General features: G+C 39.9%; 16 protein-coding genes. 4 read left to right on the top strand and 12 right to left on the bottom strand.

Annotation, left to right across the window (positions count from 1 at the left end; all coding sequences use genetic code 11):
- Window positions 1-43 precede the first annotated feature (43 nt).
- Window positions 44-718, bottom strand: a complete 675-nt coding sequence (locus MKZ16_RS15960; RefSeq protein ID WP_232061357.1) for a hypothetical protein — start codon at window positions 716-718, stop codon at window positions 44-46.
- Between the two features lie 176 nt (window positions 719-894).
- Here MKZ16_RS15960 and MKZ16_RS15955 point away from each other — a divergent pair, with 176 nt between their 5' ends.
- On the top strand, window positions 895-1,674 hold the full coding sequence (locus MKZ16_RS15955; protein ID WP_076105812.1) for a GNAT family N-acetyltransferase: 780 nt from the start codon (window positions 895-897) through the stop codon (window positions 1,672-1,674).
- A 97-nt stretch (window positions 1,675-1,771) separates the two neighbouring features.
- On the opposite strand, the gene MKZ16_RS15950 is transcribed toward MKZ16_RS15955, so the two are convergent.
- The 3 genes from MKZ16_RS15950 to MKZ16_RS15940 form a co-directional block, all read right to left on the bottom strand.
- A complete protein-coding gene (locus MKZ16_RS15950; RefSeq protein ID WP_076105697.1) occupies window positions 1,772-3,682 on the bottom strand; it encodes an alpha/beta fold hydrolase in 1,911 nt (636 codons plus the stop codon).
- A gap of 135 nt (window positions 3,683-3,817) precedes the next feature.
- Window positions 3,818-5,578 carry a dihydroxyacetone kinase subunit DhaK gene (dhaK, locus tag MKZ16_RS15945; RefSeq protein ID WP_076105696.1) on the bottom strand — a complete coding sequence of 587 codons (1,761 nt, stop codon included), beginning with the start codon at window positions 5,576-5,578 and terminating at the stop codon, window positions 3,818-3,820.
- Between the two features lies 1 nt (window position 5,579).
- Entirely contained in the window at window positions 5,580-6,716 is a 1,137-nt protein-coding gene (locus tag MKZ16_RS15940) for a glycerol dehydrogenase (RefSeq protein WP_038571035.1), read from the bottom strand.
- Between the two features lie 203 nt (window positions 6,717-6,919).
- On the opposite strand from MKZ16_RS15940, the gene MKZ16_RS15935 reads away from it, so the two are divergent.
- Window positions 6,920-7,978: a PocR ligand-binding domain-containing protein gene (locus MKZ16_RS15935; protein ID WP_076105695.1), complete on the top strand. Its 1,059-nt coding sequence runs from the start codon at window positions 6,920-6,922 to the stop codon at window positions 7,976-7,978.
- Window positions 7,979-8,002: 24 nt separating this feature from the next.
- Here MKZ16_RS15935 and MKZ16_RS15930 read toward each other — a convergent pair whose 3' ends face one another.
- The 3 genes from MKZ16_RS15930 to MKZ16_RS15920 form a co-directional block, all read right to left on the bottom strand.
- Window positions 8,003-8,929: a VanZ family protein gene (locus MKZ16_RS15930; RefSeq protein ID WP_076105694.1), complete on the bottom strand. Its 927-nt coding sequence runs from the start codon at window positions 8,927-8,929 to the stop codon at window positions 8,003-8,005.
- Between the two features lie 162 nt (window positions 8,930-9,091).
- Complete coding sequence (locus MKZ16_RS15925; RefSeq protein ID WP_076105693.1) at window positions 9,092-11,050, bottom strand: RICIN domain-containing protein; 1,959 nt, start codon at window positions 11,048-11,050, stop codon at window positions 9,092-9,094.
- Between the two features lie 229 nt (window positions 11,051-11,279).
- Window positions 11,280-12,131, bottom strand: coding sequence for an aldo/keto reductase (locus MKZ16_RS15920; protein ID WP_076105692.1), 852 nt, complete (start codon window positions 12,129-12,131; stop codon window positions 11,280-11,282).
- 123 nt (window positions 12,132-12,254) lie between these two features.
- Between MKZ16_RS15920 and MKZ16_RS15915 the strand changes: the two genes are divergently transcribed.
- Window positions 12,255-12,656, top strand: coding sequence for a MerR family transcriptional regulator (locus MKZ16_RS15915; protein ID WP_076105691.1), 402 nt, complete (start codon window positions 12,255-12,257; stop codon window positions 12,654-12,656).
- Between the two features lie 67 nt (window positions 12,657-12,723).
- Here MKZ16_RS15915 and MKZ16_RS15910 read toward each other — a convergent pair whose 3' ends face one another.
- Window positions 12,724-13,140 (bottom strand): MerR family transcriptional regulator, encoded by a 417-nt coding sequence (locus MKZ16_RS15910; RefSeq protein ID WP_076105690.1) that lies wholly within the window; start codon window positions 13,138-13,140, stop codon window positions 12,724-12,726.
- A gap of 234 nt (window positions 13,141-13,374) precedes the next feature.
- Between MKZ16_RS15910 and MKZ16_RS15905 the strand changes: the two genes are divergently transcribed.
- On the top strand, window positions 13,375-13,770 hold the full coding sequence (locus MKZ16_RS15905; RefSeq protein WP_036677849.1) for a cupin domain-containing protein: 396 nt from the start codon (window positions 13,375-13,377) through the stop codon (window positions 13,768-13,770).
- Window positions 13,771-13,838: 68 nt separating this feature from the next.
- On the opposite strand, the gene MKZ16_RS15900 is transcribed toward MKZ16_RS15905, so the two are convergent.
- From MKZ16_RS15900 to MKZ16_RS15885, 4 genes are all read right to left on the bottom strand, one after another.
- Window positions 13,839-17,003: an ATP-binding cassette domain-containing protein gene (locus MKZ16_RS15900; protein WP_076105689.1), complete on the bottom strand. Its 3,165-nt coding sequence runs from the start codon at window positions 17,001-17,003 to the stop codon at window positions 13,839-13,841.
- 102 nt (window positions 17,004-17,105) lie between these two features.
- Entirely contained in the window at window positions 17,106-17,522 is a 417-nt protein-coding gene (locus MKZ16_RS15895; RefSeq protein ID WP_036677852.1) for an SRPBCC domain-containing protein, read from the bottom strand.
- A gap of 2 nt (window positions 17,523-17,524) precedes the next feature.
- A complete protein-coding gene (locus MKZ16_RS15890; RefSeq protein ID WP_076105688.1) occupies window positions 17,525-17,845 on the bottom strand; it encodes a metalloregulator ArsR/SmtB family transcription factor in 321 nt (106 codons plus the stop codon).
- Between the two features lie 215 nt (window positions 17,846-18,060).
- Window positions 18,061-19,566: a family 1 glycosylhydrolase gene (locus MKZ16_RS15885; protein WP_076105687.1), complete on the bottom strand. Its 1,506-nt coding sequence runs from the start codon at window positions 19,564-19,566 to the stop codon at window positions 18,061-18,063.
- Window positions 19,567-19,598: the final 32 nt, after the last annotated feature.

Raw genomic sequence — 19,598 nt, 5'->3', positions numbered from 1 at the left:
ATATCCCCTCATCCTAAAGGATAAGGGGAAGTTATAATATCATCTAATTTTTAATTAATTCTACTTCCTTCATTGGAGCCTTTGTCTTACGGAGCATCATCCAGATCCCCCCCAGACAAAATAAAACACTACACCCCATGCCAAACAACGCACTGGCGTTTAATGCCTGAGGTGAGCCTTTCATCGTAAGCACAGCCATTTGAGTGACAACAATGGAGACTACGGCATCAGTAAAGCTAATCATTTTTAATGTTGATATAATGGGATTGTTGAGATGACGGTTAACAATGTTTCCATGAATGGCAAAACCAAGTTTTGTAAAAGCGATCAGTGCTACCAGATATACAATGTAACCTTCATAAACCAAAGCGTCCCCGACTAGATAAATCCGCAGGCAGACCAACAGATATGAAACACCTAGAAGACAAAGAAAAACACCGCCACGCTTATAAACATAAAGCTCCATGGAATACCTTTGCTGTGGTGAACTGACTTTTTTAGCTAATGTATATTTATGAAGCACCTGTCCTTTGGCTATACAAAGAATCAGATAATAAAGTGCATTTGTGATGAACCATCCGGACAATAGATATAACCCAAGAATTAATTTGCCTATACCAATAAAAGCATTGATGACTAGGGAAGCGGCGTTGAACATGGCGGTTCGATCTTGCGGATTTCCGAAGTACCGAACTAAGATTGCCTTAATATATATCATCCTCTCAAGAAAACCTTCATATCTCATTTTATGTTTCTAAGGGGACAATAGTATCATACTTGGCTCAACCCAGCAATAAAGCAATTAAAGTTCTGATTTATGATATATTAGAAAAGGTTGTGCTAATTCGGCAAGAGGAAATAGCAACAGCAATTGTTAATGGAGGCAGGTCGTATATGTATAGAAAATTAACAGCAGCAGAGTTGGATGTTATTTTAAGCTCGATTAATAAGGAACAGCATTTTTTATATTATTCATACCTTACTTTTCGCAGACAAAACACAGTGCATTACGGTCAGTATTCTGACCAGGGCGAGTTGCTTGGAGTATTAGCCTTTTTAAGTGGCCTTCCGTTTAATGCTTTTTCTGTATATCCAGTTCAGCAATCCTTTTGTCTCAGCTCAATGTTGGCGTTCATGAAAGATGAATTACATCTACATAACCATGCGGTGGGTAGCTTTATTATTAACGAACAAGAGCTGCAGGTCTTTGCTTCTCAGCTTGAGTTCTACAGCCCTCCCCAAAAATTGCTTCTAATGAAACATATTCATGAAGATGTTCTACCAACAGCGTACAAGCATGTTATGCACTTAGGACCTGCTCATTTCCAGCGAATTGAAGCAAAGATGAACGAGCTGCAAACCATGGCTTTTTCAAAAGAAGAATTACAGAATCCGTTCTATGGTGTGATGGCACAAGACGAGCTGATTGCTGTAGGAGGATACCACATATATAGTGAGGATTACGTTGAACTAGGAAATATCGGAACAGATGTGGCCTGGAGAAGAAATGGTTATGGAAAAAAAGTCTGTGCAGAGCTAACACGCCAAGGACATGCCATTTCAGCTAACGTATATTTGAATGTTTTTGAGGAGAATGTAGGAGCCATTTCTCTATATCAATCGCTGGGATATGAACTCATTTGCCAACAATACATCGTTGAATTTATTATTTAATCTAAAAACGTACTGCATTAGCTGCAGTACGTTTTTTCTATCTAAACCTCTTACGCCGTAGGCATATTCTTCGTAGAAGAATAGATTAAAGCATCTCTCAAAATGTAAATGTATTGGCTGCGCCCATCATCACTATAATCATACAATTCACCATGGCTCCCAGCCATATTTTTCCTGTGCACTTAAAGAGGTAACGCGAAATATAAGCTGCAATAAAAAGCTGGAAAACGAGAGGGAAAAGGACTAGTATTCTGAGCCAATCTTGATTTTGCCAAAAAGTTACGCCTGTTGAAAATAACGTTCCGTATTGTACCCCAATGAGCACTAGAATTCCAAGCACACCGCCTGTCCCGCTAATGAGCAGATCCTTCCATTCTTTCTGCCCTTCAACTGGGGTGGTAGAGTTCACGGCAATTGACTGTGCAACATAAAATATAAAGAAGAAAAGCATATAACGTAAGCCAATTAATAATTGATTCGGAGTGAATACTTTAATTGCCAGTACCCATAAGCGGAAGTCTGTCTGAAAGAAGTAATCTGCAAATGCAACCAAAGCATAGAATCCAGTGAATATACATACAGCTAGTGCAAAAGTCTTCAGCAGTTCTTTCAAATTTGTTTTTATTCCCCAGCTTTCAGAGTGCTCATTATAATTTTTTCCTGATAAACGAGTGGTTAACCAAAATAACAATAGACCCACAAGGCCGTTAAAGATCGCCCAGATTAAAATAAAGTTCATGGCGGTTTGTGGAAATAAACTACGAGGCTGAAGGATATTCTGTCCAGCTATAATACTCCAGCGACTGATCGGAAGGTATGATATTGCGGAAATTACCCAACTCATTATCCAAGAGCTCCAAAAAAGAATTTTGCTTTTTCTGGTCTTAGGTTCCGGTAACTTGGCAGGAGTAGGTTGAATTAGACTATTGAAACAAGGAAGCTTGAGGAGCAATACCGCAAAGGGGACAATAAATAAAAAGGATCCTAACAAGCCGATAAAGTTAAAGATCTCTTTCCATAACCATAATTGGTTGCCGGCAGATAACGGATTATTGATTTGAAACGCTTTCGTAAAAAAGTCTGCTAAATAACCAGTGCTCGCCACCGAAAAGTGTTGCCAAGGGTGGATCTCCGCTGGATTGTACACGACGCGCAAGGTTTGATCAGCTGCATTACCGTAATATTTGCCGATTTCCACAGCGTTTATTTTTTGATTCTCCGGCATTACTGAATTTATAGCAGCTAGTGATTCTGGGGCATCGCCCGAAAGATCGGCATTCCCCTTCGCAAATCCGGAGCCGCCCTCATCATATTTGCCTACATTGATGCCTACATTGGCATGGATGTTTTGAAAAGTCTCATCGGTAGACTGTTCGACCTGAGAAACAATGAAAGCGGATGCAACTTTATTCGAAGCATCAGCCTTGGCTTGTTCACTTACCGTAATAACTGCACCGTCTTCCGAAGAGGGATCTTTCGCCGCTTCGAGCTCTGCCAAATAAAGTTGGCCATAATACTGGAGTGTACTCCAGGTAATCATTCCACCCATAGAATGACCACTAATGCCGATTTTTGTAGAGTCTACATAATCAAGACTGGATGATGCATATTCCACTAAAGGAATCATCCCATTATTCTCTGACATTATCGTTGGGAAAAATGGCATATCAGGAGAGCTCGAGCCTCCATGCCATAAGAAATCCATTGCAATCACAGCAATTCCCCGACGGGAAAGTTCGATTGCGGTACTATCCTGCATCTCTTTATTATTTAAAAAACCGTGACTAGTAATGACGAGTGGAACTTTATGCTCTGCATTTGCTGAGACAGGCCTGAACAGGTTTCCCTCAATCCAAGTACCATTATCGGACGGAATCTTAAACTTACTAATCTGGACCTTGCCGAAATCTGTTTGCAAGAAAGAAGCTCCCACACAACTGATCAAAACCATGGATAAAGCGACACATAAAAATTTCAATGCTAATCTCGTAGACAGAAACTTTTTCATCTGGTCTCCCCCCCAAAAAAAGTATCAAATCAAAATGTGTAACACAAAATGGGCAAAAAAAATAACCTGAATCCGAAAAATTCATTAGTAGACCCCATGAGTAGATATCCCTCGGATTCAGGTTATGTGTGATTCTTATTTCATTGCTTTTGCAAGCTCTGTGAAAATAACCCCAAGTGCATGAGCACCCGCATCCGGATAACCGATGCTGCGTTCCCCTACTGTGCCGGCTCTTCCCATACGGGCAACGATTTCTATAGTATTTTTAGAACCTTGGACAGCTGCTTCCGCTGCTTTACTAGCCGCCACTTTGATATCGTCGCCTTGTTCTGCACTTTGGGTCCAGGCATCTGCAAACGGTACAAGCGCATCAATCAATGTCTTGTCTCCGACAACAGCCCCTCTGCCAAAAGATCTTTCACCCGTATCTTGAATCCCTTTGACAACAGCTTGCATCATATCAGCAAACTCCTGAATGGTCAGCTCTTCCTTCTGTTGAACATTTTTGCTCGCTGCGCGGAAGCCTGATCCCCAGATCGGTCCGGATGCTCCGCCGCAATATTCCATAATGACCATGGAGCAGGCGTCAAGAAACTCACCGATATTAGTGAGATGATGAGCTAAAATATCTTCCCACTCGACTTTCAGCTGTTTAAAGCCCTTAGCTACACTCATCCCGAAATCTCCGTCTCCAGCGTGGGAGTCAAGCTCACAGAACGGAACTTCATTCTCAATAATAACCTGGCTCATTTGATCGAGCAGATAGACGATATTTTGCAAAGTAAACCGATTGTTCTTAATCACCGCTGCAGCAGCATCCGTATTATTCTTAAAGGATACATTGCTGTCTGCTTTCTCTTCCTGGATTACTTCAGTATAGTTCACAGGCTCAAAGGGGCCTTTAATCGACAAGGCTGGTGTATCACAAGGCGCAGATAACCATTTCTTCAGCGTCTCATCCAGCTTCATTATCGTCACCGATGCACCTGCCATGTCAATGCTGGTCATGTAGTTACCAACAAACACTTTAAACACTTGTTTATTCTTAGCAGTTAATTCGCGGATGACAGAATTGTTCAGCAAATATAACTCTTGCAGCGGGGTGCCGCCAAATCCATTAATTAATACGGCTACTTCCTCCTGCTTCTGATCATTCATTTGGAAGTTGTCTAGCAAAGAGGTAACCATTCGCTGTGCTAATTCATCTGCGGGTACAATTTTCTCCCTGCGTATTCCAGGTTCTCCATGGATCCCAACCCCGTATTCCATCTCGTTCTCTTCAATATGAAATGTCGGAGTACCTTTGGCAGGCACGGTACAAGAGGTATAGGCGAAGCCTATGCTGCGCACATGATCAATTGCATGTTGCGCCGCTTCTTTCACTTCTGCTAAAGACAATCCAGCTTCTGCTGCTGCTCCGGCCACCTTATGAACAAGCACTGTTCCGGCTACGCCTCTTCTCCCTACTGTATAAAGACTGTCTTCAACGGCAATGTCGTCGTCTACTTTGACATAATCCACTTCGATACCATCTTCAGTTGCTAGATGGGCCGCATTTTTAAAGTTCATGATGTCACCGCTATAATTCTTGATAATAAGCAACGAACCTTTGGTGCTTGCTGTGCGGCGAATCGCTTGATAAACCTGGATTTGGGATGGTGAAGCAAACACATCACCGCATACAGCTGCATCCAGCATCCCGGTTCCTACGAACCCGGCATGAGCCGGTTCATGCCCGCTTCCGCCACCACTGATCAGGGTAACTTTATCTTGATTAATCTCTTTCTTAGAAATCACTTTAAATTTCGGATCGAAATCCAGCTCGGGATGCGCCAAGACAAGCCCGTTACACATTTCCCTAACCAGAGTCTCCGGCTTGTTTATGATTTTTTTCATCTTAAAGCTCCTTACTTGATTTATATTGACGGCCTAATTGATCGGCTGCCATAATTGCTGATGCAACCGCATCCTCCGTAATTGGGAACGGCATCGAATGGATAGATTCCTCAGCAATGCAAGCTTTTTTAGCAACCTCAAGCAGTTCCTCATAGGTTACATGCTCAACACCAATATCCGCTAAGCAAACTGGGAGACCAATCGAAAGACAGAAGTCCAACACTTCTTTTAACTCAGTCCGGTCTGCGTTTTCAAGAACCAGTTGAGCAATCGTGCTGAAGGCTACCTTTTCACCATGATAATAATGATGAGTTCCTTCCAAAGCAGTTAACCCATTATGAATCGCATGAATCGCTGCCAAACCACCGCTTTCAAACCCAAGACCCGATAAAAGAATATTCGTCTCGATTATATTCTCCAAAGCTGGGGTTACGATATTCAGATCGCAAGCCTGCTTCGCCTTGAATCCATTCTCAAGCAATGTCTCATAACAGAGCTTTGCAAGTCCCAGCGCTGTTACCGTCCCTTTAGCTTCACCGCAAACCCCTTCACGAACTCCGCAAGGTAAACCTGCATTCACATTGGAATACGAATTTGCAGTAGCTCTTGCTTCAAAATAGGTTGAAAGTGCATCTCCCATGCCTGCCACAAGAAATCTTGTAGGTGCATTAGCAATAACAGTTGTATCAATCATGACTACACTCGGGCTTTGCTTGAAATAAGCATAATCATCAAATTCACCTTCCGGAGTATAGAGCACCGCTGAGTGGCTTGTCGGAGCATCAGTTGCTGCTATCGTTGGAACGATAATCAGTGCTTCTCCTTCAGCTACACATTTTGCCGTATCAATCGCCTTACCTCCACCCAAGCCAATCGTACATGCACATTGATGCTCCTTGGCTAGCGCTTGTAATCTGGCGACTTCTTGTCTTGAGCATTCCCCGTGGAAGCCGCTTTCAACAAGAGTTATATTAAATTTCTGTTTAGTTGCCTCCAGTTTGTCTTTCACACGTGTTACATCATCTGGATGGGCAATTAACAAAGCAGAATCACCAAATGTTTTTACGAAGTAACCTAAGTTCAATAATTCATTCTCACCTTGTACATATTTCGTCGGACTGATAAACGCTCTTCTCATTTTTCGTTCCTCCTCAGTTGTTTATAGTTATCATTATAGATTGCTCTAATTTAAGAAACATGAAACAATAAAAGCTTATTAAAGCGTTTTCTTATCGTATTTTTTTGTCATAATCGTGAAAAATCGAACTTTCATGTCATTGTGTTGAATTATTCTGTATAATGTTCATTAAGATTCTATAACTTACATAGGAGAATTTTGTGATGTCAAAATCCCGGTTCAATCTAGAAGAAATTATTGATTTGAAGAAATGGGAAAATCTCCAGGATTCCTTATCTCTTGTAACCAAAATGGCTATTCTTACTGTTGATTACAAGGGTGTTCCCGTGACCAAGCACAGCTATTGTCAGCCTTTCTGTCAAGGTGTGCGCCAGGACTCCCATCTCTCTCAATATTGTCAAAAATGTGATGCCCGCGCTGGGATTGAAGCGGTTCGCCAGAACAAACCGTTTATTTATTTATGTCATTTCAATATTATAGATATCGCGATTCCCATCATTATAGATAATCAATATCTAGGTGCAATTATGGCCGGACAGCTCAAGCTTCGTGAACCTGACGTGCCACAACTGGAGCAGATTGTCTCTCGGCCGCCGAATGTGGAGACGAACATGAAATTTAAAGCACTCAAAGAGCATTACCAGGCACTGCCTGTTTTATCCTACGATGAAGTAACAAAGTGTGTTGAGCTGCTGCTGCAGTTAAGTACCTATATCGTGGAGGAAGCCATTCAAAAGCATACTACCGTGGATTTGTACAAAAAGGTTCTGACCACCAATATAGAAGAACCCGCCTCTGCTGAAGCTATGGACGAGTCAGACCGTACGTACCGAAAAATCCAATCCATACAGCAGGAGTTATCCGGGGCTTTGATCGAGACCAAATTAAAGAATGGTGTTCAAAAGTTCGTCTCAGTAAATTCTGTGCTTCAGCCTGCTTTTAATTACATTTATACACACAAAAATGAGAATTTCAGCCTCAAAGAAATGGCTAAGCTTTGTCATATCAGCCCCAGTTATTTCAGCCGTATTTTCACAAAAGAAACTGGAGAGAATTTCTCCGTCTTCATTGCCAGACTCAAGATTGAATGGGCTAAGCAACTGCTGGAATCCACGGATTCCCCGATCAATCAAGTCAGTGATGATTTGGGCTTTTGCGACACGGGCTATTTCATTAAAACCTTCAAAAAATACGAGAACCTCACCCCGGCTGTATATCGGAATATGTATATGAGGCGATCAGCAAAAGAAACCCTCCGTTAATAAAATTAGCGAAGGGTTAGTTCCTCATTCCCACCAATGCTTCATTTCACTAAATCCAACATCCCATAACTTCACATTCCCTTTAAGGATAAAGGTTATTTCTTTTACGGTAACTAATGCCGTATTGTTGAGTTCAGCTTGGGAACTATATTGTTCACTGGATTGAAGGATCACGTTGCCATCAGCTATAATCATTAGTTCACTGCTAGAATTTTCATTTTCCGGGAATCCAAAGCTGAAATATAACGATACCTCTTTTTTATCACCCAAAGTATAGGTGTATTTTTTAATTTCTTCACCTTCACTGCTGTATAAATTCATTTTTGGTATTATATTTTCACCAGCGATAGTGAAACTGGGAAGATTATGCGTGATAGGCATGCTTCCCGTAAGCTTTTCCAACGTTTGTAATCCCTGCACAGGTCTTTCACTTTTCTTCAGAGTTAAATCAATGATCTCAGAGATTCCCATGATTCCAACCAATAGCACAACAACAGATAATGTCGAAGTAAAAAGCGATCTCCTGGTGATTTCCGGGGAAAATCCAATCTTATATGCACAAAATCCGATCATTGCCCCTAACGTATTGGAGATGACATCGGCTACATCAAAGGAACCTAAAAAAGTTAAAGCTTGAAGAGTTTCCAGCCCAAAAATTGTTAAGATAAACAAACAAATAAACTTCTTAAAATGTGTACGATACAGCAAAGGGAATAATACGCCAAAAGGAATAAAAGCAGCGATGTTCCCAAAGTCATAAACCCAAAAAAAGGATAGGTCAAAGAGATCAGGAAAAAGAAGCGGAACACTTTCAGGAATCAACATAAACGTGTATTCATACTGGCTTGTTGCATGCTCAACTCTATTGAAAGCAAAAAACAAAAAATATAAGATCAACAGTGTATACAAAATAGTTCCTATAATAAGGATCTTCCGTAATTTCACTCCCATAATAACTTCACAATTCCCTCCATATGTCGATGGAAATAGTATATCTCTCCAAGGTGACATTCCCGTGACACTGAAGGTGACGATTTAGTCATTCAAGGCTTATTTCGATAAAAAAGCCATCACCCTTAGTTTAAGGCTGATGACTTTTTGATACATGATATTTTATCTATTCGTGACTAGTTTCCAGTGCTGGCTAGCAGAACCTGTATTATTTGCTTGAATAATATTTGCACCCTCTGTCGTTGAACCCTGATCTACTGCCAGAACTTTTCCACTGTTACGATTAATAATATTGTAAAACTCACCTGAGGGTTCCAAAGTCCACTGCTGGTCATTCGATCCGTTATCATTCCATTGAACACTTTGAGCACCGTTAGCTAATGAACCTCCTAAAATGCCCAGGTTTTTACGACTATTAGTATTGACCAGTTTCGTATAACCATCAGCTGTGCTGACTACAAACCAATTTTGGTCATATGATGAAATTCCGCTGGTCCACTGAACCGCCTTCCCTCCATCTGCCATCGAACCTTGATAGATTCCCAACACTTTACCACTGTTCTCATTAACCAATCGATAACTGTCCACCATAATATGTCCTTCATCTGGAACCAACTCCCACAGCTGATCAGTGCTGCCTGCATCAGCCTGCTGCATAACTTGGGCACCCTCTTCAGTAGAACCCTGCGCTATACCTAACGTCTGACCACTGTTACGATTAACAATCTTGTAGTAGTTACCAGAGGCTTGTAAAGTCCACTGCTGGTCATTGGAATTGTTTTCAGTCCATAATACGGCTTTAGCTCCATCAGTTGTTGATCCTTCTAATATTCCGGCGACCTTACCACTCTTTGCATTCACAATGGATTTGTAACCGTTAGGAGCATAACCACTTTCCGCAGTGGAAATGAGCCAATATTGATCCAAGGAATTAGTCCCACTGCTCCATTGCACGAGCGGATTGCCATTCGTAGTTCCGCCTTCCAATACACCTAAAGCCTTCCCACTCTTCACATTAATTAATTTGTAGTAACCTACGGACATATCACCGTATTTCACCGTGTTTTTCCCACTAAAAAATCCGGCTTGTGGGATAAATAAGCGGCCATTGCTAAGCGGCAGTAGTTGGCGGTTATACCCTGCGTCTACGGGTGGATTATATGGAACCCAGCTGCCGGATGCATCCACTCTAGAAGAGTTGATCAGCACTTCTTTTTTTCCTGCAACGTTTAATACGAGTCTCCCATCTCCCAAAGCAGAAATATAGGGACTTCCTCCGTACCCTACAAGAGTTCCTACTTCAGTTGGATTCCAGCTCTCAGGATCTGCTGAAATTTTCAAATAATTGGGCACGCCCGGGTATCCGACCATCTCATAGGTCATTGCGTAATTACCATTGCCCAGCTTAGCGATTGTAGGCATTCCTGGACGTAATTTACTGTCTGCAAATGCCACATCAGCTACCACAGGTCCCCAGTTCGTGCCCTCCAACGTAGTCTGATGAACTAACTTCTGGGCATGAGCAGGATCACGTTCATCTGAATAATAAACAATGAGTTTGTTGTTGTGAACCAAAAAGAAAGGCTCCCAAATGGGATCGTAACCAATATCGTTTCGTCCACCTTCAGCAATGGTGCTTACATATGTCCATGTTCTACCTAAATCATTGCTTTTATATAATTCCAACTTGGTAGCTGCTTTGTTGCTTGGCACAGAATTTCCTGCAAGAAGCATAGTACCCGCAGGCATGTTACCTATAGATTGGGGGAGTTCAAACAATTCAGGGCAATTTAACATTCCCCAACCGTTTTGATTATCCTCCACTTCTCCAACCTGATTCCAAGTGACACCATTGTCAACGCTTTCATAAATAGGGAAAACAGGTGTGGTATTAGAGGTTTGTTCAAATGTAGCATACATTTTATTATTGTTGATGCCACTATATTTAAGCTGGATTGCCCTAGGTGATAAAGCCCCATAGGATGGTGAATCTGCTGGTGGTACATATAAGACATTAGGTCCGAAAGCGTTTACAATATTGCCATCAAAGCTAATCCCTGTGCCAACCACTGTCACTAAAACCAACAAAAAAGTCAAAACCTTTCTCAGTTCTCTTCTCAAAAGTAATTTCTCCTTTACTCTGGGATTTTTTAAACGAATACAGCTTCAATATAATTAATAAACGGATAAATGAGAATGTAATATCTCGACCGGATCATGCAATATGATTACTCAAGTAGATTATCATCCCCTCAATAAAGTTTTGGAGTTAGATCTGGTTTATAAAATAAGGGTGCCCCTTAGCCTTTTCATGGCTTTTAGGGCACCCCTTGGATGTGCTATACAAATGTTAAATGTCAAATTTATGTTTGGCGAGTCCTTCTACGATTTGGGGATCATTATGCGAGAAGAAAACACTCTGTTTCGTATCTAATTTAGCTATTGTCTCTAAATCTTCTTGGTTTAATTCGAAGTCAAAAATATTAAAATTTTCGATGATCCGTTCTTTATGCGTAGACTTTGGAATAGCAATCACGCCTCTTTGAGTTAACCAACGTAAAACTACCTGAGCAACGGATTTCTGATATTTTTCAGCGATAGAAACTAATACTTCATTATTGAAAAGGTTGTTTCGTCCTTCCGCAAAAGGTCCCCATGACTCGATCTGCACATTCTTCTCTTTCATATAATTCGCACTTTCGATTTGCTGCTGAAAAGGATGTGTTTCAATCTGGTTGATTGCAGGTGTAATTTCATTGTGGCTAATCAAATCAATTAGACGATCCATTTGAAAATTGCTGACTCCAATCGCCTTGATCTTACCCTCACGGTACAATTCCTCCATAGCACGCCAGGAACCATATATATCACCAAATGGCTGATGAATTAAATATAAATCTAAATAATCCACTTGTAATCGATCGAGCGATTTGGCAAAGGCTTTCTTAGTACGCTCATAACCGGCATCCTGAATCCAAAGTTTAGTAGTAATAAATATTTCTTCTCTTGGTACACCACTGCGTTTGATGGCTCTACCGACGGCTTCTTCATTTTGGTAAGCTGCTGCAGTATCAATCAGGCGATAGCCTGCCATAATAGCTTCATAAACGCTCTGCTCGCATTCGCTAGCATCATTCATTTGATAGACACCAAAACCAAGGATAGGCATCACTACACCATTGTTCAGAGTTACTGTTTGCATATGAAATCCTCCTATTTACATGTTCTGTGATTAAGATTACAATAATTAGCCTAACAGGTTCGAGTAACACGAAGTCAAGCGATGCTGAGTTCTTTTCGCATCCATTTTCAAGGAGGAATTACAATGTATACTGTGAAGGAAGTTGCCAAACTACTGGGTTTGACTGAACATACCATCCGTTATTATACGGATAAGGGTTTAGTTCCAACGATACAACGGGACAAAAATAACATTCGTCTTTTTGATGATGACTCCATTAATTGGCTAACAGGTGTAAAATATCTCAAACAATGTGGGATGTCAGTAGAAGACATTCAAAGCTATGTAGACTTGTGTTTACTAGGCGATTCTACCATCCACGATCGTTATCAAATCATAATGGAGTATAAAGCCGCTGCTGCAGTTCAGTTGGAAGAGGCCAAACTTAAAGTCAAATATATGGAAGACAAAGCTGATCATTATCTAGATATTATCAATCAGGTAATCCCGGATGACACGAATCCAGCTAAATGGACAAAATCATGAACAAGAGGCAGATGAACAACTTTTGATTATCAAAGGTTGTTCATCTGCCTCTTAACTTGTTAGGAATCTACTTTTCTTCTTGATGTGATATCTTTTCATTGTGATAAAGGACGAATTCGTATTTATTCCCCGTTAGTTGATCATTATAAAATACAATTTTACGGTTCAGTATATCTAAGTTTTGTTGCAATGCCTTAATTTCTTGTTCCACTTGTTGCTTACGCTGTTCAAGTAAATTTTTCCGTTCAGGAATTGTCTCGTCCCCCATAGCCCGCCACTCGGTATATTGCTTCAATTCTGCCATCGTCATTCCTGAATCTTTTAAATGAAGTAAAAATTGAACCCAACCTATATCCTGATCTGTATATTCGCGTAAATTATTGTCACTTCGATGTGGAGTAAGTAATCCTTCCATTTCGTAATATCTGAGCGTGCTCTTGTTAACACCGACGATTTCTGCAAATTCTCCAATGGAATAAGGCATGATCCCCACCTCCATTTCTAATTTTGTTTCTATCCAAAGGATATACTTAAACTAATAAAAAACCAAATGTCGGAGTATGAATCCATTTTTATGGCTTGCCTTAAAGTGTACTTTAAGGTCTATACTTCATTTTGAAGCAGTTAATTTCGTTTTATGTAGGGTGGCCTAAAGCTTGGTCGGCATTTAATATTGCCAAAGAAATTTATAAAAATTAAACGAAAGAGGGTTTTTATTATGGCTAATGAGCAACTAAGCAACAGTACTATCTTTCCACTCGGACAAAAGGTTGAAGCTAATTTTATAGGTGATGCATACTTGCAGATGATTTATACTGACGCGACACCTTTGAATGCGCCTATTGGGAACGTAACCTTTGCCCCGGGAGCTCGCAATAACTGGCACTCCCATAAAATCGGACAAGTATTATTAGTTACCGGTGGTGAGGGTTGGTATCAAGAAGAAGGCAAACCAGCTCAATTCCTCCAAACCGGGGATGTTGTGAATATTCCAGCGAACGTAAAACATTGGCATGGTGCTACAAAAGACAGCTGGTTTGTCCACTTAGCCATTTCACCCGGAGAAACAGAATGGTTAGAACCTGTTGATGGTAAGCTTTATAATCAATTGTAAAAAAACGCATCGGGTCTATGGACTCGATGCGTTACTTTTCTATATCGTCTTTTTGAGAAAACTAAACTCTATTGCTCAAGAAATTGGTAAACTGCCATCATCTCTTGTTTATTCAACTCACGAATACGATTGAAAATTGGAATATCAGCTACAGCCTCAATGTTTAAGCTTTTAGAAACAACGTCACTTATTTTACCCGTTAGCCAAGTTTGCACATCTATACCTTCAACGACTTCCTTACGCCCTTCATCATTGATGCCACTCGCATAACAACTTACACAAGGAATCGTTAATTTATATACGCCATCATGAAGTCCATCTTCCGAAATAACTTTTTTCCCTTTACAGAATGGACATGGATGGTTTGCTTTAATCTTATTAATTAAGGTGACGATTTTTTTGTAACCAAACGCTTCATAGACATAAGTCAGCTTTTTATATTTTCCATTAGTGAAATACTTATCTATGATATTTTCTCTTGTTTCGTGGATATTGGCAAAATCACAGATCGTAATCCGGTTTTTCCTGCTGATGGATTCGATACTGCTGCTAATGCTGTCCCAGAATGGCAAGGAATTTTGTAACACCATTTCATATTGCGCAAAACTTCCTAACTCTAGTTCAAGCATTTTTAGAGCGACTTGTGATTCCCTGGGTAATAGAGAGACCTCTTCTGTCAAAACCATATCTCCGCCCACGATGGCTTTCATTTTTTCTAGTACCTGTAATTCACCAACGGTGCTAATGACTTGATCAAGGGGCATCCCAATAATCTCGCGAATATCAGTGTCGCCGAATTTAAGCTTTTTATGATGATTTAACACCGTTCCTTGACAGATTGGACAAGTAATCATTTTTTTGGACGCTTTAATATGCTCTTTAATAATTGATTTCGAAATGACCATATAGTTCCCGATAATGGTATTAAAGCCTTCCCAAGTTCTCGAGGCTTTAGCTGCTTTATCATAGAAAGACTTTTCCCAATACCCGTATAAAAAGGTGTGTTTTTCAGCTTCTGTCATCTCATTATAACTTTTGCTAATATCTTGTCCGAGCTCATTCTTTAACTCATCAAAGATGAATTTTATTTTTGGTAATTGATAGAATTTCAGAATCTCCATCGCATCTGGATGTAATGAGCCGTCCCAAAAGGGGACGTTCTTGTCCTGAAGTACAATATCAAAATCAAATTCTTCAATCACACGGCGGCCCTTACAGCTTGGACAATGATTGTCTGATTGATAGAAATCAAAGCTTTTTGTATCCTTATTAGTGGGATGCGCTGCCACAATATGGTTGATCAAGCCACCCATTTCATAAAGGAAAGTAAACTGACTATACAAGTGTCGTTCCAGATCAATGGCGATGACAGGTGCAATCGTATCCGATTCATATTCACCATAAATCAGGCGGGCCATGGAGGATAAGCTTTTTAATATGCCACCTTTATAGATGTTCTCTGCATTTTTAAAATAGGCGATCTGATCTTCTTTTAAATAGGCAATTCCATTTTGTTGCTGGAGTGTTGAAGAAATGTGCGCAGGCGCCACGCTATCTGCACTGTTTTGTTGACGATAATAATCATCATGACTGAGAACATCAAGATGCTCCACAGGTGCAAGCTGTCTTTTGCCAAAATCAACGATAAAATCAGAGTTATCTAACATATAAGAATTATGTTCAATCATGATTATGGAGACAGATTCATCCTGCAAAATGTCCCTAATGCTGTCAATGAATTGATTTAAAATATTTTGTGATAAACCTTTGGAAGGCTCGTCAAAAATAAAAAGTGTATGTGGATTTCTTGAGCCCGCAAACAGCTCAGAAACTAAATGGACACATTGAAATTCACCCGTGGATAAGGACTGTGTTTTTCGCTCCAACGTCAAATAACCAAGTCCAAGCTTGATCAATAAGCTTAGTCTTTTATGAGCAATGTCCTCATTTGGCAGTTCAACAATAATATCTTCAATCGAGCGCTCAAAAATATCATCAATATCCTCACTGTATTTTGTCAGTTTCCTTTTAATATCAAGAAAAGTGGCAACGGTCGAGCGACTGGTAATCGACTGATTTCGATCTTGCCCTACGATCACCAGCTTATCTTTGGAATAACGCTTTAGAAAATCTTTGACCATACATTCATTAACCAGCGTAGATTTACCACATCCGGACTCACCTGTAAAAGTTACCAGCCTATTTTGGGGAATCTGAATCTCGGCCATTTGAATATTACGACAATAAAGATCATGAAATTGATAATATTCTGCAGGTGCTGCCTGATTTAGTTCTTTATTGATGGGCTCAGGACGTGGTGATTCCTCAACAATTTTCCCGCCATATTTGCCACTGCCAGGTCCAAAAAACAAGTGTTTATCCGCTGTGTCCAGCACCGTGTCAGAATGGTCAATGAGCCAAATTTGATTTTTATATCCCAATTGTTTAATCTCCGCTAAAATCTTCAATAGGGTTTGGTGATCGAGACCCACGGAGATTTCATCAATGATAATCACGGTATTTTCACTTGTTGCCATGAATTCTGCCAAGTAAAGTCGTGTTAATTCTCCGCCTGACAATGTACCCATAATACGATTTAATGTTAAATAACCAATATTCATATTGATTATATTTTTCAGGATTTGTTGTTTACCCTCACTTATCTTAAGCTTTTCTGCTAGTTTAAAAATGGTTTCGATGCTAAAGTCGTTTAGATCGGAAATACTCTGTGCTTGATCCAATAATTCAATTTTATATTGTTCAGCTGCTTGATTGTAGCGTTTTCCTTGACACTTTTTACACTCGATATTTTTTGTAGTTCCACGCCCCTTACAATCAGGACACCAACCTAATTCATTATTAAATGAAAAAACCTCTGGAGAGAGATTATATTGTTCAGCAAGAGTGACACGGATTTCAGTAAACACACCTGTATGTGTGCCAATGGTTGACCGAGGATTTGAAGATATGGATGACCTACCAAGAAAAAGAACAAGGGGCATTGCTTCCATTTTGATCGCACTGAAATTAGTCTCCATAATATTGGGGAATAAATACTGGTATTCAGCTTTTGGCAATAAGGAAACGAGACGTTTTTTTGATTCTTCCCCAATCGTTTGACAAAAAGTTGTTTTACCAGATCCAGACAAACCAGCAATTCCTAACGACTCATCTACTGGCAGTACCGTTTCCAATCTGTTAATATTGTTCGCAATTAATTGATTTATTTTCATAGTAAGCTCATCTCATCTCCATTCTCTTCATCTAGTATTGCCATGATTTATTCCATTAAAAAGGGCACTTTCCCTGTTCCAGAAAAGCGCCCTATTCTTGAATTACAATTCTGCTAATACCTTTTCGAGCTGACCACCCATATTTGTCCAAGCATATTTAGCACCTTCGATGGCTCCTTGGCGGGCTTTCGTCTCTTCACTAAATCCTGATTGATCTAGATGGAGATTAACCTTCCCCTCTGAATCTTGACTCACAGTCCAAGTAACAGTAGTACTTTCTCCCGCACTATTCCAAGTATAAGATAACGTATGAGGCTCATCCACGACGAGTACTTCGCTATCTACAATTCCATCCCACCATTCATTTGGCTCAGCACGGAATTGAAATTTATGACCAACGACGGGTTTAAAATCATTACTCCAGATCCATTTCGCAAGCGTATCCGAATCCGTTAAAGCATTCCATACCTTCTCGATCGAACTTGTAAATTGAAAATCTAATGATACATCTGGTTTCATAGTTATTCCTCCAATATAAGTTTTAATTTATCAATTCTTTGCTTCCAGAATCCTTCATAAAAAGATACCCAATCTTGAATTTCTTTCAAAGGATTGGCATTCAACCGATACCTCGTCTCTCTGCCAACCTTTCGAGCAATTACAAGACCAGCATCTTTAAGTATATTTAAATGCTTCGAAACGGCTGTACGACCCATTTCAAAATGAATCGTTATCTCATACAGAGGTAATTCATCAACATCAGCCAGAATTTGAAGAAGTTTTCGTCTTGTTGGATCCGCAACAGCGTTATAAACATCCCTCACTTGACTATTGTCGCTCACAACCACCCCCACCTTTTCCGTAATATTTCCTGTAATGTCACCTAGTATCCATCATTATTACCTAATAGGACACCATTCGGTGTCTAATTGATTATAAGACACCAAATGGTCACATGTCAACAATCCAGTAAAAAAGCATTACCAAAAGCAAGTCCAGCTTAGGACTGCTCCTGATAATGCCTCCAGATGAATCATTTCGTTTTACGATTTAATAATTAATCTAATTGTTCTCCATTAGTAGCGATAACATTTTTATACCAATAAAATGATTTTTTCTTCGAACGTTTAAACGACCCGTTTCCTTTATCATCCAGATCAACGTGAATAAAGCCATAACGCTTTTTCATTTCACCCGTTCCAGCAGAAACAATGTCTATGCAGCCCCAAGGTGTGTAACCTATCAGATCCACATGATCAATTTCGATAGCGTTTTTTATTTCTTTGATATGATTTTTTAAGTAGTCGATACGTTCATCATCATTGATACTACCATCTTCTTCAACCTTATCTATGTTGCCCATTCCATTTTCAACAATAAACAGAGGTTTTTGATAGCGATCATATAGCTCATTTAATACAAAACGCAGACCTTTTGCATCGATTGGCCAACCCCACGGTGTTGCTTTAAGATACGGGTTAGGCGAACCTTGTTGTCCACCAGTTGTTGTTGTGTTAGGTGAAAAACGATCAAATACAGTTGTACGGTAATAAGAAAACGCTAGAAAATCGGAAGTATACTGCCTTAGGATCTCTTCATCACCAAACTCTGTTTTTAACTCGAAATTATATTCATCAAAAATGGCTTGGGCATAATTTGGATAATAGCCTCGTAAAATTACATCTGAGAAAATTAACGCTTTTCTTCTGAATTCATAGGCTCCAAATACATCATCTGGATGACATGTTGCTGGATAGATCCCTGATAATGCCAACATAGCTCCCATCTTAAAGTCAGGATTAATCGTTCGTGCCAGTTTATTAGCTAAAGCCGAAGCAACCATAAGATGATGGATAGATTGTAATTTGTCACCTGCATCAGCGAGGGGAGTTTCGCCTTGATTAGAATGGGTTCCTTCCTTGATATTATTTGAAGCTAACCCCAAAGTCCAATAGCCTCCAAGCACATTCACTTCATTAATAGTGACCCAATATTTCACTTTGTTTTTCCAACGCACAAATATAGTTTCGGCGAATCTTAAATAGAAATCAATTAGCTTACGGTTGGTCCAGCCCCCATACTTATCAGCCAGATTAAGAGGCATATCAAAATGCAATAATGTTACCAGAGGTTCAATGCCGTATTTCAGCAATTCATCTATAACATTGTCATAAAACTCCAGTCCCTTTTCATTAGCTATTTCATCATCACCATTTGGAAAAATTCTCGTCCAAGAAATGGATAATCGATAAACTTTAAATCCCATCTCCGCAAATAAAGCAATATCTTCCTTGTAATGATGGTAGAAATCCGTCGCATTATGACTTGGGTAATAATATCCTTCTTTTAAAATGCCTTTAGCTCCGATTGGTATGCAGGCACCTTGTCCAATTACTCCTTCGCGGCCATCGGGAAATTGATAAAATATTTTGCGCGGAGAATCTTTTGTGCCATCAGTCATCAGATCAGAAACGGCTAATCCTCGACCTCCTTCATTGTAACCACCTTCATATTGATTAGCTGCAGTTGCACCACCCCATAAAAATCCCTGTGGAAATCCCATGCTGTTACCTCCTTCTTTTTACTCAATCTATT

The sequence above is a fragment of the Paenibacillus sp. FSL R5-0928 genome (assembly GCF_037970385.1).
Lineage (GTDB): Bacteria > Bacillota > Bacilli > Paenibacillales > Paenibacillaceae > Paenibacillus_AQ > Paenibacillus_AQ odorifer.
Note: the sequence above shows the minus strand (reverse complement) of the source record. Positions and strands in the feature narration are given on the sequence as shown.

What these genes read in the sequence shown, in the direction of transcription:
- MKZ16_RS15960 (WP_232061357.1), bottom strand. Translation starts at nt 718, where the DNA reads ATGATATATATTAAGGCAATCTTAGTTCGGTACTTCGGAAATCCGCAA.
- MKZ16_RS15955 (WP_076105812.1), top strand. Translation starts at nt 895, where the DNA reads ATGTATAGAAAATTAACAGCAGCAGAGTTGGATGTTATTTTAAGCTCG.
- MKZ16_RS15950 (WP_076105697.1), bottom strand. Translation starts at nt 3,682, where the DNA reads ATGAAAAAGTTTCTGTCTACGAGATTAGCATTGAAATTTTTATGTGTC.
- dhaK (WP_076105696.1), bottom strand. Translation starts at nt 5,578, where the DNA reads ATGAAAAAAATCATAAACAAGCCGGAGACTCTGGTTAGGGAAATGTGT.
- MKZ16_RS15940 (WP_038571035.1), bottom strand. Translation starts at nt 6,716, where the DNA reads ATGAGAAGAGCGTTTATCAGTCCGACGAAATATGTACAAGGTGAGAAT.
- MKZ16_RS15935 (WP_076105695.1), top strand. Translation starts at nt 6,920, where the DNA reads ATGTCAAAATCCCGGTTCAATCTAGAAGAAATTATTGATTTGAAGAAA.
- MKZ16_RS15930 (WP_076105694.1), bottom strand. Translation starts at nt 8,929, where the DNA reads ATGGGAGTGAAATTACGGAAGATCCTTATTATAGGAACTATTTTGTAT.
- MKZ16_RS15920 (WP_076105692.1), bottom strand. Translation starts at nt 12,131, where the DNA reads ATGCAAACAGTAACTCTGAACAATGGTGTAGTGATGCCTATCCTTGGT.
- MKZ16_RS15915 (WP_076105691.1), top strand. Translation starts at nt 12,255, where the DNA reads ATGTATACTGTGAAGGAAGTTGCCAAACTACTGGGTTTGACTGAACAT.
- MKZ16_RS15910 (WP_076105690.1), bottom strand. Translation starts at nt 13,140, where the DNA reads ATGCCTTATTCCATTGGAGAATTTGCAGAAATCGTCGGTGTTAACAAG.
- MKZ16_RS15905 (WP_036677849.1), top strand. Translation starts at nt 13,375, where the DNA reads ATGGCTAATGAGCAACTAAGCAACAGTACTATCTTTCCACTCGGACAA.
- MKZ16_RS15900 (WP_076105689.1), bottom strand. Translation starts at nt 17,003, where the DNA reads ATGAAAATAAATCAATTAATTGCGAACAATATTAACAGATTGGAAACG.
- MKZ16_RS15895 (WP_036677852.1), bottom strand. Translation starts at nt 17,522, where the DNA reads ATGAAACCAGATGTATCATTAGATTTTCAATTTACAAGTTCGATCGAG.
- MKZ16_RS15885 (WP_076105687.1), bottom strand. Translation starts at nt 19,566, where the DNA reads ATGGGATTTCCACAGGGATTTTTATGGGGTGGTGCAACTGCAGCTAAT.